General features: G+C 36.5%; 15 protein-coding genes. 3 read left to right on the top strand and 12 right to left on the bottom strand.

Going from position 1 to position 16,549, the window contains the following annotated elements; genetic code table 11:
* Positions 1-133 precede the first annotated feature (133 nt).
* Together NYE67_RS19020 and NYE67_RS19025 are read right to left on the bottom strand one after the other, a co-directional pair.
* The gene (locus NYE67_RS19020) at positions 134-973 is read right to left on the bottom strand and encodes a MurR/RpiR family transcriptional regulator (protein ID WP_340726396.1); all 840 of its coding nucleotides are present in this window, start codon (positions 971-973) and stop codon (positions 134-136) included.
* Between the two features lie 369 nt (positions 974-1,342).
* Positions 1,343-2,575 carry an MFS transporter gene (locus NYE67_RS19025; protein WP_340730788.1) on the bottom strand — a complete coding sequence of 411 codons (1,233 nt, stop codon included), beginning with the start codon at positions 2,573-2,575 and terminating at the stop codon, positions 1,343-1,345.
* A 211-nt stretch (positions 2,576-2,786) separates the two neighbouring features.
* Between NYE67_RS19025 and thrC the strand changes: the two genes are divergently transcribed.
* The 3 genes from thrC to NYE67_RS19040 all read left to right on the top strand — a co-directional run bounded on the left by thrC (position 2,787) and on the right by NYE67_RS19040 (position 5,584).
* The gene (gene thrC / locus NYE67_RS19030; RefSeq protein ID WP_340730789.1) at positions 2,787-3,845 is read left to right on the top strand and encodes a threonine synthase; all 1,059 of its coding nucleotides are present in this window, start codon (positions 2,787-2,789) and stop codon (positions 3,843-3,845) included.
* Positions 3,842-4,753, top strand: a complete 912-nt coding sequence (thrB, locus tag NYE67_RS19035; protein ID WP_340730790.1) for a homoserine kinase — start codon at positions 3,842-3,844, stop codon at positions 4,751-4,753. The genes thrC and thrB overlap by 4 nt, the downstream gene beginning before the upstream one ends.
* A 183-nt stretch (positions 4,754-4,936) precedes the next feature.
* Positions 4,937-5,584, top strand: coding sequence for an NAD(P)-dependent oxidoreductase (locus tag NYE67_RS19040; protein WP_340730791.1), 648 nt, complete (start codon positions 4,937-4,939; stop codon positions 5,582-5,584).
* Positions 5,585-5,641: 57 nt separating this feature from the next.
* Here the strand turns inward: NYE67_RS19040 and zupT are convergent, their stop codons facing one another.
* From zupT to NYE67_RS19090, 10 genes are all read right to left on the bottom strand, one after another.
* Positions 5,642-6,463, bottom strand: a complete 822-nt coding sequence (gene zupT, locus NYE67_RS19045) for a zinc transporter ZupT (protein WP_340726400.1) — start codon at positions 6,461-6,463, stop codon at positions 5,642-5,644.
* 138 nt (positions 6,464-6,601) lie between these two features.
* The gene (locus NYE67_RS19050) at positions 6,602-7,204 is read right to left on the bottom strand and encodes a phosphatase PAP2 family protein (protein WP_340730792.1); all 603 of its coding nucleotides are present in this window, start codon (positions 7,202-7,204) and stop codon (positions 6,602-6,604) included.
* Between the two features lie 118 nt (positions 7,205-7,322).
* Complete coding sequence (locus tag NYE67_RS19055) at positions 7,323-7,655, bottom strand: antibiotic biosynthesis monooxygenase family protein (RefSeq protein WP_191701387.1); 333 nt, start codon at positions 7,653-7,655, stop codon at positions 7,323-7,325.
* Between the two features lie 63 nt (positions 7,656-7,718).
* Positions 7,719-8,756 (bottom strand): siderophore ABC transporter substrate-binding protein, encoded by a 1,038-nt coding sequence (locus NYE67_RS19060; RefSeq protein WP_340730793.1) that lies wholly within the window; start codon positions 8,754-8,756, stop codon positions 7,719-7,721.
* 178 nt (positions 8,757-8,934) lie between these two features.
* On the bottom strand, positions 8,935-9,702 hold the full coding sequence (locus NYE67_RS19065; protein ID WP_340726403.1) for an iron ABC transporter ATP-binding protein: 768 nt from the start codon (positions 9,700-9,702) through the stop codon (positions 8,935-8,937).
* The gene (locus NYE67_RS19070; RefSeq protein ID WP_340726404.1) at positions 9,699-10,655 is read right to left on the bottom strand and encodes an iron chelate uptake ABC transporter family permease subunit; all 957 of its coding nucleotides are present in this window, start codon (positions 10,653-10,655) and stop codon (positions 9,699-9,701) included. Before NYE67_RS19070 ends, NYE67_RS19065 begins: the two co-directional genes overlap by 4 nt.
* Complete coding sequence (locus tag NYE67_RS19075; protein ID WP_191704274.1) at positions 10,642-11,598, bottom strand: ABC transporter permease; 957 nt, start codon at positions 11,596-11,598, stop codon at positions 10,642-10,644. Before NYE67_RS19075 ends, NYE67_RS19070 begins: the two co-directional genes overlap by 14 nt.
* A gap of 1,135 nt (positions 11,599-12,733) precedes the next feature.
* Complete coding sequence (gene menC, locus NYE67_RS19080; protein ID WP_340730794.1) at positions 12,734-13,843, bottom strand: o-succinylbenzoate synthase; 1,110 nt, start codon at positions 13,841-13,843, stop codon at positions 12,734-12,736.
* Positions 13,844-13,912: 69 nt separating this feature from the next.
* Positions 13,913-14,746, bottom strand: a complete 834-nt coding sequence (locus NYE67_RS19085) for a GNAT family N-acetyltransferase (RefSeq protein WP_340726406.1) — start codon at positions 14,744-14,746, stop codon at positions 13,913-13,915.
* Between the two features lie 311 nt (positions 14,747-15,057).
* Complete coding sequence (locus tag NYE67_RS19090) at positions 15,058-16,542, bottom strand: peptide MFS transporter (RefSeq protein ID WP_340726407.1); 1,485 nt, start codon at positions 16,540-16,542, stop codon at positions 15,058-15,060.
* Positions 16,543-16,549: the final 7 nt, after the last annotated feature.

The following is a 16,549-nucleotide window of genomic DNA, read 5'->3' on the forward strand; positions in this document are numbered from 1 at the left end:
TGAAAAACAACATTTCTCATTGACTAAGGATGTATAAAAGGGGGTCGGACAGATCAATTTTTCATGCCAGAAAAAAACGCCATTTTCCTCATGGAGAATAATGGCATTTTCAGGTTATATCGCAGTCTCTTACTCAGCTAATTGCTGTTAAATTAATTTGCTTTTTCGAACTATTGTTTTCTTTAGAATATTTCTCTGGATATTGCATTACCATCGTTTCCACTAAAATATGTAATAGAGAATATATAGCAATTGTGCATGTGGCCCCGCCTTCTTTTGCAGAAGGAACAATCAGCACTGGATTTGCAGGCTCCTTTAGAGAAGTCAGCTTTTTATCCCGAATCGCAACAATTTTTACATTTTTTCTCTTAGCAATCTCTACTGTTGTTGCCAGATCTTCATACTCATCATCCAATGAAATAATAAATAGTAAAGAGTTCTCATCCATAAATGCTAATTGTTGAGCAATTTTTTCCGTTTCATGTTCAATAAAATATACTTGATCGCGCAGCATCTTCAGATTGCTGAACATCCAAAAAGCAGCAGGTTCCGAGTGTCTAAATCCTAAAAAGTGTATTCTTTTTGATTGATGCAGCAATTGAATAACTTCTTCGACATCGCGCTCTTTTAATTCATTAAAAGTTTTGGAAATACCGGCAATATCCTGCTTTACAATATCAGCGCCAATTTGCTGTCTAATTCTATTCTTCGCAATTGCTTTTTTCGCTTCTACTGTTTCCCCTTTTTCCATTAAGTAACCTTTCACTTTGTCTTGAAGGTCACTAAAACCCGAGAGGTCCATTGCATAACAAAATCGAATAACCGTTGATTCACTAACATCTGCAAGCCTACCTACTTCAGAAGCAATTTGTGTGGCAACTACATTTGGATTATCAATGACAAACTGGGCTACCTTGCGTTGTCCTTTTGACAATCGAATATACCTTTTTTTAATATCATTACATATACTCAAACTCCACATCTCCCTTTCTTAAAATCATCTTATATACCTATTAATTAGTTGACATGGTTATGGCAACTAAAATAGTGATTAATAACTATTACGATGTAAATTCCGCGCAGTAATTTCTAATAATAAAAAATACATTATCATGAATATTAATAGAATACAATGAGTTTTCTGAAAAAACTTTATTATGCTAAAGAACTGTATGTTTTATGTATAAAATAGACATATTTTTGTAAATTTATTGTATTTTAGTAAATATACTTACTATAAACTTACTATTCAAATTAAATTAGTTGGGTATAATTGAATGTATAAATTATGTTTAAAAGGACCCGTGCAAATTCAATCTGCACAGGTCCTTGATTTTTACATTTATTGTAATTCTGTCTGTTTTGTTTCTTTTCCTAAGAAAATTACAGCTAACACCCCTATGACAATAGCACCACAGAAAATGGTAAATATATAGCTAATATCATAACCTTTTGTTAAAAGTGTACCGACTAATAACGGACCAAATATTCCGCCAATACGTCCTACCGCCGCTGCCATTCCAGCCCCTGTACCACGTACAATTGCTGGATATTGCTCTGGTGTGTAGGCATATAAAGCTCCCCATGCTCCTAAGTTAAAGAACGAAAGCAACATACCTGCAATCAGCAAAGTTGTAATTGTTTCTGCACCTCCAAAAACAAATGCACTTGCTGCAGTACCTAATAAATATGTAACCAAAACAAATTTCCGCCCAAATTTTTCAATAAACCATGCAGCAGTGAAATAACCCGGTAATTGAGCTAACGTCATTATAAGTACATATTTAAAACTCGATATTAAATCGAACCCTTTTCCAACCATTACACTTGGCAACCATAAGAACATACCGTAATAGGAAAACACAACTGTAAACCACAGTATCCATAGCATAACGGTAGAGCGAGCATACTTTTTTGCCCAAACTTCAGCAATGTTCTGAAATACAGATCGCTTTTTAGACTCTTCTTTTACCCTAAACTGCGGTGAATCAGGTAATTTCATTCGTATATAGATCGCATAAAATGCTGGTATTGCAGTAATTAATAAAGCAACACGCCATCCTTCAATTGGCCAAAAATCTGCAGGAATTACAAAATAAGATATGATTGCTGCCAATAACCAACCTGCTGCCCAAAAGCTCTCCAAAAGAACAACGATTCTTCCTCTTTCTTCTGCTTTCACACTTTCAGATACTAATGTAGAAGCAACCGGTAATTCTCCACCAAGTCCCATCCCAACGAAGAAACGCAATATTAGAAAGAGTGTTAATGTAGTTGTAAACGCAGACAGTCCACTCGCTACAGAAAACAATATAAGTGTCCACATAAAAATTTGCTTGCGGCCCACTTTATCTGCGAGTAGTCCAAAAACTAACGCACCTACCATCATACCGATGGAGTTTACACTACCAATCCACCCCATTTGACTACTATTTAAACCCCAATCCACTGCAAGTGCAGCAATGATAAAAGAGAGAATGCCGACATCCATAGCGTCAAACATCCAACCGACACCAGCAATGCCCAATAATTTATTACGTGATAAAGGCTTTTGTTCATTTACTTCCACTAACATTTACTATTCCACCCTCCATGTGTCTTTACACTTGACTTAACAACATTCCTATCATACATTTCTTTCTTAAAAGTGACAACATTTTTTTTACTTAACGAATTGTTCCGACAATTTATCGATTCCTATTGAAATAAGAGGCGCATAGGTTTAAAATGTCTTGTATACAAAAACAAATGTTCATCTACCGAGAACAGAAGGAGTTAAATTGTCTATGTGGAAAGGTCTTATTGAAGAATATAAACAGTATCTACCTATTACTGAAAATACACCTGCTCTCTCTTTAAATGAAGGAAATACTCCCTTAATTCCTTTAGTGAATTTATCGAAGGAACTAGGGATTGAATTATATGGAAAAATAGAAGGTGCCAATCCAACTGGCTCTTTTAAAGATCGTGGCATGGTATTTGCCGTTGCAAAAGCTATTGAAGAAGGTTCAAAAGTAGTTATTTGTGCCTCTACAGGTAATACTTCAGCTGCGGCTGCAGCCTATGCAGCACGTGCAGGCATCCAATCAATCGTTGTAATTCCAAAAGGTAAAGTAGCACTTGGAAAATTAGCACAAGCTACGATGTATGGCGCTAAAATTATCGAGATTGATGGTAACTTTGATGATGCATTAAATATTGTGCGCAAAATTGGAGAAACTACTCCAATCGCGTTAGTAAATTCCGTTAACCCTTACCGTATTGAAGGACAAAAAACAGCAGCATTTGAAATAGTTGATCAATTAGGCCAAGCACCGGATTACCTATGTATTCCTGTTGGGAATGCTGGAAATATTACAGCATACTGGAAAGGCTTTAAAGAATATAATGAAGCAAAACAAAGCGGTCTGCCAAAAATGTATGGCTTTGAAGCAGAAGGTGCGGCTGCCATCGTTAACGGAGCTCCAATTGCAAATCCAGAAACAGTTGCGACAGCAATTCGCATTGGGAATCCTGCGAGCTGGAAATATGCAGAAGCAGCACGTGATGAATCAGGTGGTTTAATCGAGGCCGTTACAGATGAGGAAATTTTGGAAGCCTATAAGTTAATTGCCCAAAAAGAAGGAATTTTCATTGAACCAGGCTCTGCTGCATCTTTAGCAGGTGTCATCAAATCCGTTAAAGCGGGTAAGATTATTCCGGGCAGTAAAGTAGTATCAGTATTTACAGGTAATGGTTTAAAAGATCCTGATACAGCAATGAATGTTTCAACTGTTGACTTAGTGGCACTTAAAAATGATGAGCAAGAAATCCGCAGCTATATTGAGGGCGTTTTCAGTTTATGAGCAACAGTTGGCAAATCAAAGTCCCAGGCAGTACAGCAAATTTAGGACCTGGATTTGACTCGATTGGTCTTGGACTATCACTTTATTTAACTTTGGAAGTAACTTTACAAAATGAGTGGGAATTTGTTCATATTGGAGAAAATGTCCCTTCAGATACAACAGTTGAAACACATTTAATTTATAAAATTGCCCAGCAAGTGGCTAATCAGTACAATGCTTCATTACGACCATGCAAAGTGGAAATGAAGAGCGAGCTTCCTCTAGCAAGAGGACTCGGCAGTAGTGCAGCAGCTATAGTTGCGGCCATTGAATTAGCGAATATTTTAGGAGAGTTAAATTTATCGACTCAGGACAAGTTGAATATTTCTTCCCAAATTGAAGGACATCCTGATAATGCTACTGCCTCCGTATTAGGGGGACTAACTATTTCTTCTATGGATGAACAAGGGAATGTCGATACTCTTCATATTCAGGAAATGGATGCAGCATTTGTAGTGTTTATTCCAAATGTTGAGTTAAAAACATCTGATTCACGAGGTGTTTTACCAAGCCAATTAGAGCGGGGCTATGCTGTCCGAGCAAGTGCAAATGCGAATATGTTAGCAGCTTCTTTAATCGCGAAGGATTATGTTCGTATCGGTCGTTACATGGAAGCAGATTTATTTCATGAGCCGTTTCGCGCGAAGCTTATACCAAATTACAACGAAATACATGAAGCAGCAAAATTGGCTGGAGCATACGGAACTGCTTTAAGCGGAGCGGGACCAACATTAATTTCAATTATCCCACTATCGATAAAGCAACAATTTATTGAAGCTATGCAAAAACAATTTTCTACACATCAAATTGTTTTAACAACGGGAGCTTCCGCAGGGATACAAGTCACTACTTATTCAAATAGTAAATAATTCTCAAAGGGTTGCAAATTTTAATCTAAATTTGCAACCCTTTTTACTATATATTTCCTATAGTAATATGTTAAATAATGAGACTGTCGTACAACATTCAATCTCATTTTCTCTTAAAATATGCATAATTCCCTTTAATTATGGGTATATTAATAAATCTACTGTTAGAAAGGGGTAATGTTTATGAAAATTGCAGTTATTGGTGCTGCTGGTAAAGCAGGGACTCATATTTTACGTGAGGCTTTAATGAGAAATTATGATGTGACAGCTATTGTGAAAAATAAGGCAACATTACAAGAGAATAATATTTCGATAATTGAAAGCGACTTGTTCAATTTAACGAAAGAACAAATTGAACCTTTTGATATCTTAATTAATGCCTTTGCCCCACTACCAGGGGAAGAACATTTGCATGTAACTGCAGGCGAATATTTGATTTCCTTATTGGAAGGGACATCAAAAAAACTGTTCGTTGTTGGTAGCTCAGGCTGTCTATATGTGAACCGTGAAAAGACTGTACGCCTTATGGATTTGGAAGATTATCCAGAAGACCTTGTTGACACGGCAAGGGCACAATTGCAAAATTTGCAGGATTTAGAAAGCTCTTCAATTCAATGGACGTTTGCTATTCCTTCAGCTATGTTCGATTCTGACGGACCGCGTACAGGTCATTATATTAAAGGTGCTGAGAAAATTTTAGTAAACTCACAATTTAACAGTTATATTAGCTATGCTGATTTTGCCGTAGCGTTACTCGATGAAATAGAAAAGAATGAATACCCGAATACAACTTTTACTGTTGCATCTGAAAATGTAACAGCTGCTTCCTAAAAACGAATATACGAAAGCCAGCATCTGCATAGGATGCTGGCTTTTATACTGTCTTAATTAAGTTAGCATTACTAGACTTATCGCCATCACAGCCATACCTGCCACTAAACCATAAATAGACGAATGGGCTTCATCGTATTTCTTGGCAGCCGGAAGTAGTTCGTCAATCGAGATGAATACCATAATACCAGCGACACCCGCAAAAATAATACCAAACAACGTATCTGTCATAAACTGCATTAGTACAAAATAAGCGATTAATGCCCCTAAAGGTTCTGATAAACCTGAAGCGAATGACCATTTAAAAGCCTTCATACGCTTCCCAGTTGCATAGAAAATAGGAATAGCTACAGCAATACCTTCTGGGATATTATGAATAGCTACAGCAATGGCAATGGCAATCCCTACATTGGGATCTTGTAGAACGGCCATGAAAGTAGCAATACCTTCCGGGAAGTTATGAATTGCAATCGCCAATGCTGTAAAGAGCCCCATTTTCATTAGACGATCAGCTTCTATTTCTTCATTGCCTATTATTTGTGCCTTTTGAACATCTTCTACCGATTTTACTTCGTGAGGATTGTTGCCCTTTGGAATAAAGCGATCAATTAATGCTATTAATAGCATCCCCCCGAAAAATCCAAACAAAGTATACCAATAACCAGTCGTTTCCCCATGAACGTTTACTAATGAATCTTTTGCCTTCACAAAAATTTCAATTAGCGATACATAAATCATGACACCTGCCGAAAACCCTAATGCAATTGATAGGAATTTTTTATTTGTACGCGTTGTAAAAAAAGCAATTAAGCTACCTATTCCTGTAGCAAGCCCTGCAAACAACGTTAATCCTAATGCTAATAATACATTCTCATCCATAACATTCTCCTTTGGATTTTATTCATTTATCAAATTATATGCGAGAAGTTTCCTTTATGCAACTTTTTTTGTTAAGGTAACATCTTATGTCATAAACCAACTTTCTGTTATAAAAAAGAATCCCTATTATTTAGGAATTCACTTTTTTCTCCAACGTTTAGGCGACTCATACCATAATACACAAATAATAAACCAACTATAGCCTATACTCCATCCTGCTAAGACGTCTGTAGGAAAATGCCGACCTTCTGCTATACGTGCTAAACCAATAAAGAAAGCCAGTACAATAGCTATACTCCATATAGTCATCGCCTTTTTTCTACTGCCAATCATATTGGAAAATAGGTAAGCTAAAGTAAACAAATACAACAAACCCATTTGAGAGTGCCCTGATGGAAAGCTATATGTAATTAGTTGATCGGCAATATCAGGTCGAGGCCTTTCAAAGTAATGCTTTAAGAGTTGATTAATACCGTTTCCCACTCCAATTGATAACAAAACAAACAGCACACTGCGGTAACTTTTTTTCCAAATCCATAAAAAGAGCAAAAGTAGGATAGTAATCATTACAATAAAACGCGTTTCACCTAAATAATGAAATAAAATAATCATCTCATTACCACGTAATAAGGATTGGATTTTCGCATCCAATACTTCCAAGCTTGCGCTATTATAATTCAGCGATATTATGGCGAAAACAGCCAGAGTGATGAGTGCGGAAAAATATGCTTCTTTTTTCATTAGCATCCCCCTCTTTCTTATACTTCTATTCTTTTACCCAAAATTATATGCGCTACGTAAAAAAACAAAAATCTACTTTGCTATTATTTTCAGCAAAGTAGATTTTCGTAAGTTTTCATTATTCTACAACAGTGTAATTTCCATGCTCCATCGAAATGACGAATTCTGGTTTCGGCGGTTTACCACCATGTTCTTTTATTTTCGCTTTATGGCCAGCGATATGTTCAGGGCTCTTTTCCCAAGCCTTCCATGCTTCCTCTGATTCCCAACGGATAATCATAACCACTTCTTCTTCACCGCGGCGGACATTTTTCACCAATAGTTCGCGACCAATAAAACCCTCGCGTTGTTCTAATTTCGATGGACCTTGATCCGGCTTCCTACTAAAACGTTCAATAATTTTTTCAGAGTTACCCTCGGTTACAACCCATTTACGTATTTGTACAAACATAATCTATCGCTCCTTTTTTTAAAAAAAGCATGCCTCAAAATGAGACATGCCCTATTTATAATATTATTTTAATTCGTTTAAAATTTCATCTAATTTTTCTGCTTCAGTTGTTACACCGTTAGAAGAGAAGTACCAGTTTACGCCATCAAGATAAACGATTTTACCTTCTTTGTAAGCACGTGTCTTTTTAATGATATCATTTTCGATGTCAGCTTTAATAGTATCTACATCAGAAGCTGTACGGTCGATGATTAATAATACTTCTGGATCTACAGAAAGGATAGACTCATAAGAGAAGTCTGAACCGTGTGAAGATGCTTTAATATCTGTAGTAGAAGGTTTGAAACCAAAGTCATTATATACATATGCAAAACGAGAATCTTCACCGTTATCGAAACCAGAGATTTTTTTGTCGTTGTACATTGCTACTAATGCATTTTCATAGCCAGCCGCTTTTTCTTTCACTTCATCAACTTTAGCTTGTAAGCTTGCTTTTAACTCTTCAGCTTTTTCTTCTTTACCGAAGATTTTTGCTGCTAAGTCTACAGTTTCAAATACACCATCAACGTAGTTCGAGTTATCAGAACCGATGAATACTACGTTTGGAGTGATTTCTTTTAACTCTTCATAGAATGGAGCCTGACGACCAGAAATGAAAATTGCATCTGGGTTAGCAGCTGCTACTTTCTCAAAGTCGATTTGCTTTAAAGTACCAACGTCTGCTACTGAGTCTGTTACGTATTTCTTTTTAAGATGCGCCGGGATATTCCCTTTACCGCCGTTTGCAGCGATACCAACAATTCCTTCAACGCCTAATGCATCAAGTGTATCTAAGAAACCGTAGTCAAGTACTACGATGTTTTTTGGCATTTCTTCAAATGTTACATCTTCAAAGGAAATTGATTTTCCATCCTCTGTTTCACTACCTGCTGATAATGGAGAAACTGACATTGGGAATGCTGCTGTTTCTGTTGATGCAGATGTTTCACTGTTTTCAGTTGCAGCTGGTTCATTTGTTTCAGTCGCCTTTTCTTCATCTGAACCACATGCTGCTAGCATTAATGTTAATGCTGCTGCCGTTAAAAATTTCCACTTTTTCATGTTAAAATTTCCTCCTACTTTTCTCTCAATCGAGAGTGATAATCGTTTTCAATTAACTAACGTAAGTCTAAATCAACTGTTTAAAGTTGTCAATTGTTTTTATGAAATTAATATTCATTCTCATTTAAACTTAGAAAATAAATGCATAAGCGAGAATAACCTATACATTTACTTATCTTTAGCTATGAGAATTAAAATATACACAAATTCTACAGCCATCTTGTTCTTGAACCGGAATATGCATGTCATATACTTCCCGAAGTGCTTCTGAATTAATAATGTCATGAGTTGGACCATCTTTTACAAGGCGTCCATCTTTTAAAGCGACAATACGGTCTGAATACACAGAAGCAAAGTTAATATCATGCAACACAATAACAACTGTTTTGCCTAATTCGTCTACAAGCTTGCGTAAAATTTTCATGATTTGAACCGAGTGCTTCATATCCAGGTTGTTTAATGGCTCATCCAATAAAATATACTCAGTATCTTGTGCAATTACCATCGAGATAAAAGCACGTTGCTTTTGACCTCCGGATAATTCATCTAAAAATTTATGTTCCATATCGCCCAATGTCATATATTCAATTGCACGATCAATATGTTCTTCGTCTTCTGCTGTTAAACGCCCTTTTGAATAAGGATAACGGCCAAATGCTACGAGTTCACGTACAGTTAATCGTACATTTAAATGATTTGACTGACGTAAAATAGCCACACGTTTAGCAAAATCATTAGATTTCATTTTTTTAACATCACTTTGGTCTAAAAATACTTCCCCTGTATCTGAATCAAGCAATCGGCTTACCATGGATAATAATGTTGACTTACCGGCACCGTTAGGTCCAATAAATGAAGTGATTGCTTTTGGTTGGATAGTTAATGATACGTTTTCAACAACTGGTTTCTTTCCAAAGCTTTTAGAAAGCCCTTTAATTTCAATCATCCTGCTTTCCTACTTTCCTTCAGTATTAGATAGATAAAGTACAATCCACCGATAAAGTTTATAATAACACTTATCGTGGTACTTAATTGGAACACATGCAGTACTAAAAACTGCCCACCGACAAGTGCAATAATACTAATTAGGCTCGCACCCACAATTAAAACAGAGTGCTTATACGTAGCAAAAAATTGATACGCTAAGTTTGAAACGATTAATCCTAAAAACGTAATTGGACCTACAAGCGCAGTAGATGTTGCAATGAGCACGGAAGATAAAATTAGTACTTTCAATACAATTTTATCGTAGTTTACACCTAAGTTTATTGCATTTTCACGTCCTAATGACATTACATCTAAATCCCTTAATAAACGATAACCGTATATAAACGAAGCCACTAATATAACGATAGCAATAAGTAAAAGCTCAGTTTTAACATTCATAAAGCTCGCAAATAAACGAGATTGTAAGCTTTCATATTCTACCGGGTCAATAATTACTTGTAAAAATGTTACTAAGCTACCGAGCAGTGTCCCTATAATCATCCCTGCTAGCAGCAGTAGGAAGATTGGATGCTTATCTGCCCTGAATAGAAATCTGTATAAAATAAGTGCGAAGATAACCATCGCAACAATTGATAATCCAAAATTCAAATAACGGCTTACTACAAAAATAGAGGCGGACCCCGCAAAGAAGAATATGACCGTTTGGACGACTTCATACATCGAGTCAACACCCATCATTGAAGGAGTTAATAATCGATTATGTGTAACGGTCTGGAATGTTACTGTCGCATACGCAATGGCAGTACCGGTAATAATCATTGCCAATACGCGTTCTACACGTTTTGGAAAGGCGTAGCTAAATCCACCTTGAATATTATATAGACAGAATAACAGTATACTAATAAGCGCGATTACCGCTAAAACAATAAGTTTCGTCCTATTTTTTCGCATATGCTTTCCCCCTAAATAACATTACTAAGAAGATTGCACTGCCGATTACCGCAACCGTTGTGTTTACCGGAATTTCAAACGGATACACAATAAGACGACTCAAAATATCACACATCAATAGGAATGCTGCCCCTAAGAAAATGGTATGTGGAATTGTTTTACGTAAATTGTCACCCATATATAATGAAACGATGTTTGGTACAATTAATCCTAAGAAAGGAATAATCCCTACTGTTAATACTACAGTTGTTGAAATAATCGCGACTAGCACTAAACCGAGATTTAACACAGTCCGATAGCTCAATCCTAGATTTTTCGCAAAATCTTCACCCATCCCTGCCACTGTAAACTTATTTGCATATAAGTAAGCAAGAATAATCGCAGGTACAGCTACATAAAGCAACTCATAGCGTCCTGAAACAACAAGTGTAAAACTTCCTAAAAAGAATGTATCCACACTTTGCAAAACATCTGCTTCATAAGCAATAAATGTGGATATAGCGCCAATGATATTCCCGTACATAATCCCGATTAGAGGCACGAAAATTACATCTTTAAATTTAATACTTTCCAGAAGGCGCATGAAAATCATCATACCAATAAGTGCAAAGGTAAAACTAAAGAGAATTTTCTCCATATAACCTACACTTGTGAAAAATACCATCGATACTACAATACCTAGTTTAGCCGCATCCAACGTGCCCGATGTTGTCGGTGATACGAATTTATTACGGCTTAAGCTTTGCATAATTAAGCCTGAAATACCCATCCCTGCCCCAGCAAGTATAATCGCCATTAATCGTGGCACTCGACTCATCAGGAAAATTTGTGTTTTATCTGAATCCCAATCTAATAAATCAGATGGTTTAATGTCGATTGCCCCAATAAATAATGATATAAAGGACAGAACGATGGTTGCTGCAACGAGCATCCAAAGTCTCATTTCATTTTCCCACTATTCTTTATATATTTTATTTTAATTCCAATAGCCAAACGCTGTTGAATTTTTGAGTGAACTAATAAATCTGATGGAATACACTAAAACGTATTCACTAATTCTCAATGAAAATGAGAATCATTTCTTTCCCTACATCATTATATAATTGCTAATAATGAAAATCAAACACACGATTTAAAAATAAGGCATCTTTGAACAGCGAATATATTGAAAATCGTATTTTAAGAGCAATTAGCCGTTTTATTTACAAAGTACAGTATATATAGGAAATTAGACGAAATAATAAAAAACCACAAATATAAATTCGTGGTTTCAGACTGTAAACAAATTCTTAAAAAATGTTTGTTTAAAAATCACCTTAACACTGAACCGTTGATTTCCATTCCGGGACCGATGCTTTCCCCGGGCACGGCTCCAGCTAACTAAATTGTGCCTGCAACGGCAGGCACAATTTAGTGGATCTTCCGCGCGGTGCTCCTGCGATTACTCGTCGCAAAATAAATTTTGCTGTTCCCGGTGGAGTCACGGTCCCTCCACTCCAATCAACTTATTAATCGCTTTAAATAAATTGAGTTAGGATTTCTCTAATGAATAGTAATCAAACAATGAACGTGAACAAATTGTTCCGGCTAACCATCTAGTTGAATTTATAATAAAAAGACAAAAAGTCTCGAGAGTTCATCTCTCCTGGCCTTTTGTCGACAATCTCAAAGAGGGGAAAGAATTAGTTCCAGTTCATGCAAAAAGAGAAATTGCATTGTGCAATTTCTCTTTTGCGCTTTATAAGGAAAGATTCGGAGAGGTAACACTTCTTTCGTTTAAAATTTGGTGGTAGGATACTTAAATTTTTACAGAGAATGTCCTTTTTTCATGCCTGAAATTATACAGAGATTTACTTGATATAGATGAAAAATTAGTTGTTCGGAGTGAAGGCGGCGACTCCCAGGGGAACAGCACGAGGGAGAGACTACAGGCTCGAGCCGTGCCCCTAGGAAAGCGTCCGCCGTGACGGAGAACAACGGCTACGCAGTTGACACAATAAGTAAGCCATTCAAATTTACTAATCGTAAAGTTTGCAGGGCTTTTGATTTTGGGCGGGTTTTGTCCCAGCCACTTGTATCTAAATCCGATATGTTGTTTTATTGACACTGTACTTTTCCAATATTGCACGATTTACTTCATAGCCGATTCCATTTTTTTGAGGAACTTTAATGTAGCCATTTTCTACTGTTACTTCCGGGCTAATAATATCTTCATACCAATAACGACTTGAGGCAGCAGTATCTCCAGGCATTATAAAATTAGCAAGACTTGTAAGGGCAACATTCTGTGCCCGTCCTATTCCTGCTTCAAGCATCCCTCCACACCATACGGGTATATGGTGCTCCATACAGTAATCATGAATGCGCTTCGCCTCACTAATACCGCCTACTCGCGCAATTTTAATATTGATTACACCACAGCTCCCCAGCAAAATCGCCTTACGTGTATCCTCAAGAGAGGTAATGCTTTCATCTAAACAAATAGGTGTCTTAATTTGCTTTTGTAATAAGGCATGGTCGATTAAATCATCATGGGCAAGCGGCTGTTCAATCATCATTAAATTAAACTTATCCAGCTTTTTTAAACTTTCCATATCTTCTAATGTATACGCGGAATTTGCATCTGCCATTAAAGGGATATTAGGAAATGCTTGACGAATTGTATGTAAAAGTTCGATATCTTTTCCAGGCTTAATCTTTACTTTAATTCTTTTATAACCTTCATCTAAGTAATGTTGAATCGTTTTTATAAGCTGTTCATCTGTAGGCTGTAATCCAATACTAATACCCACTTCGATTTTATCCTGGGACCCTCCGATGACATTCGCTAACGGTTGATTCATTAATTGGGCATAAATATCCCATACTGCGCCTTCGATCGCCGCTTTCGCCATATTGTTGCGACGTATGGACCGAAACATTTCAAATACATCATCTGGATGTTTCAATTCAGCTCCCAATAACGTTGGAATTAAAAAATCCTCCAATATATGACGCATAGTTTTAAAAGTTTCTTCAGTGTAGGATGGTTCTTCAAAAGCAACGCCTTCTCCCCAACCGACAACACCACTTTCATCCTTCGCCTCCACTACTAAAAATCGTTTATCCTGCATTGACCCTAAGCTCGTTGTAAATGGTGTTTTCATCTTCATTACGAGTTCATGCATCGTGACTTCGACTAATTTCATGTTCATTTCTCCTATTGATAGTTACATAAAAAACTTTCAGCGGGTAATGACGCACCCGCTGAAAAGGAATTAAAGGGCAAATAAGGAACGCTTTACAAGTAAGTAATGGCTTATTTGCTCATCTTTTTTCATTAAATAAATAATTTTATAATTTTGGTCAAACATTGATTGTAATATATTTCTTGTTTTATACCGCCAATCTTCTGCTAAAGCGACACTCTCAACTTTGATTTTTTGAAAGTTTGTTGGAATAGGCAATGTATATGCATCGTGGATAAGTGTTTCCTCTTTACTAAACTTTTGTTCCTTATCCAATGTAGGCAACCCTACAATATTTGCTTCCCAATCTACGATAGGTTTTGCCTCATCAAGCAATTCTTCTACTTTTGCATCCCAACGTAAGTAATCATTATCAACAAGCTGCCACTCTACACAAAGGCGATCTGTAGGCAATAATTTATTAAATGGATCTTCCATTTCACCATAACAGTTCTCTATATAAGTATCGCTATAACTGCGCAACTTCGAAAAGTTTAAATGGCCACTACGCGCTTCAAGCGGGTCAAACGTCCATCGACAAGTTCGATAGCCGCGTTCAATAGCGATATCTTTCAAATAGTTTTTTAGTAATTCTCCTACACCTTGCTCACGGTAATTTCGTTTAATACCGATCATATGGGAATATAAATACACTTGCTCATCCATATATCCAGGACAACTATAGTTAAAGCCAATAATCTCGTCATTTAAATAAGCTCCAAGAACAATTCCACCATTACGGATTGTTGCAATGGTTTGATGAACAGGGATGCTACCGACTGCCCAAATCTCATGTTCTAACTCACGTGCCTCTTCAATTTGTTCAATTGTCGTCAATTCCTTAATCGTTACTGATTCTAACATAATGTTTGCCTCCCCTATAGTTACTTTTTCATCGTGCCCTTAAAACTGTTATTAAAATTATTTGCACCTCTCAGCCGTTTACACTGCTTATTGAGATCCTTGTAACCATCGGGAATGTTCTGCATATTTCAAGTGTTGTATTTGTCCTTCCCAACTAAAATTTTTTGGAGATTTTTTATTTTAGTAAGGATTCTCCCAATTCCATTATATACCACAAGCTACCTTTTTAAGTAGTTAACTTTTATTATTCCTTTTTTTCCAAAAAAAAAAACCTTAATTCGTAAAAAATTCTACAAATTAAGGTTTAAAAATTATTTTACACCGCGCATTGCTTTCGTAATGATTGGTGAAATGATTAAGATAACTATACCTAATACAATAGATAAAATACCTAATACACCGAAATAAGCTGTTTCTGAAACTTGCTCATATACACGAACTAATTGTGCGTTAATTGCTTGAGCTGCTGCTGCCGCCAAGAACCATAACGCCATTGTTTGTCCAGCGAATGCTGCAGGTGCTAGTTTTGTTGTCGCAGATAAACCAACTGGTGAAAGTAATAATTCACCTAATACAACTAGGAAAATCGAGAATACAACCCATAATGGATTAACTAATGTGTCCGCAGGCGTTAAAACGATTGCAGCAATCATTATTAGGAATGATGTACCTGAGAAGAATAACGAAAGCGCAAACTTCTTCGGTGTTGAAGGACCACGATCCCCTAACTTTGTCCAAAGAACCGCAAATAATGGTGCGATTAGAATAATGAACAGTGGATTAAACGATTGGAACCATGCTGCAGGAATTTCAAATCCTAAAAATGTTAAATTTGTACGTGTATCAATAAATGTCGCAAGAATTGTTGAAGACTGCTCTGCAATTGCCCAGAACATTACCGCACATAGGAATAATGGGATATATGCCAACAAACGAGACTTTTCATCCGCATTTGTTTTTGGGCTACGGTACATATAAGTAATAAATACAGTTGGAATTAAAATACCTAATGCTGTAATTAATAATGAGAAGTTTTCGATATTTGCATTACCTGTTTGATATGCAATGAAGCCTAAAATTACAATGATTAAACCACCAATTGTAAAGTTACGTACTGATTTTTTCTTCTCTACGTCAGTAAGAGGGTTTGGTGCAAATGAACCAGCTAAGCCTAGACTCTTCTGAGACATTAAATATACAACCAATCCGATGAACATACCTACTGCAGCTACTGCAAATCCGGCATGGAAGCCCCAGTTCTTTTGGAATAGTCCAACTAATAGAGGTGCTAAGAAACCACCCATGTTGATACCCATATAGAAAATGGAGAAGCCTGAATCACGACGTGCATCTGTTGGCGCATATAAATCACCTACAACTGATGATACGTTCGGTTTAAGTAAGCCTGTACCAATGATAATAAAGAACATTGATGAATACAGCGCTGTTACACCAAGCGGTAATGCCAATAATATATGACCGACCATAATTAATATACCGCCATAGAATACAGCTTTACGTGTACCCGTTATACGGTCAGCAATCCAACCGCCAATAATACCTGACATGTAGATTAATGAACCATATATTGACATGATAATGTTTGCCTGCGTACGATCTAATCCTAATCCACCATCTTTAACAGCATAGTACATGTAGAAAAGTAGAATGGCACGCATTCCATAATATGAGAATCGTTCCCAAAACTCTGTAAAGAATAATGTAAATAAACCTTTTGGTTGACCGACAAATCCTGTTTGAGGAACAGATTTCACTATTTCTTCTTTTGAATACATTTGAAAT

Origin of the sequence: Solibacillus sp. FSL W8-0474, assembly GCF_038004065.1 — a bacterium.
GTDB classification, from domain to species: domain Bacteria; phylum Bacillota; class Bacilli; order Bacillales_A; family Planococcaceae; genus Solibacillus; species Solibacillus faecavium.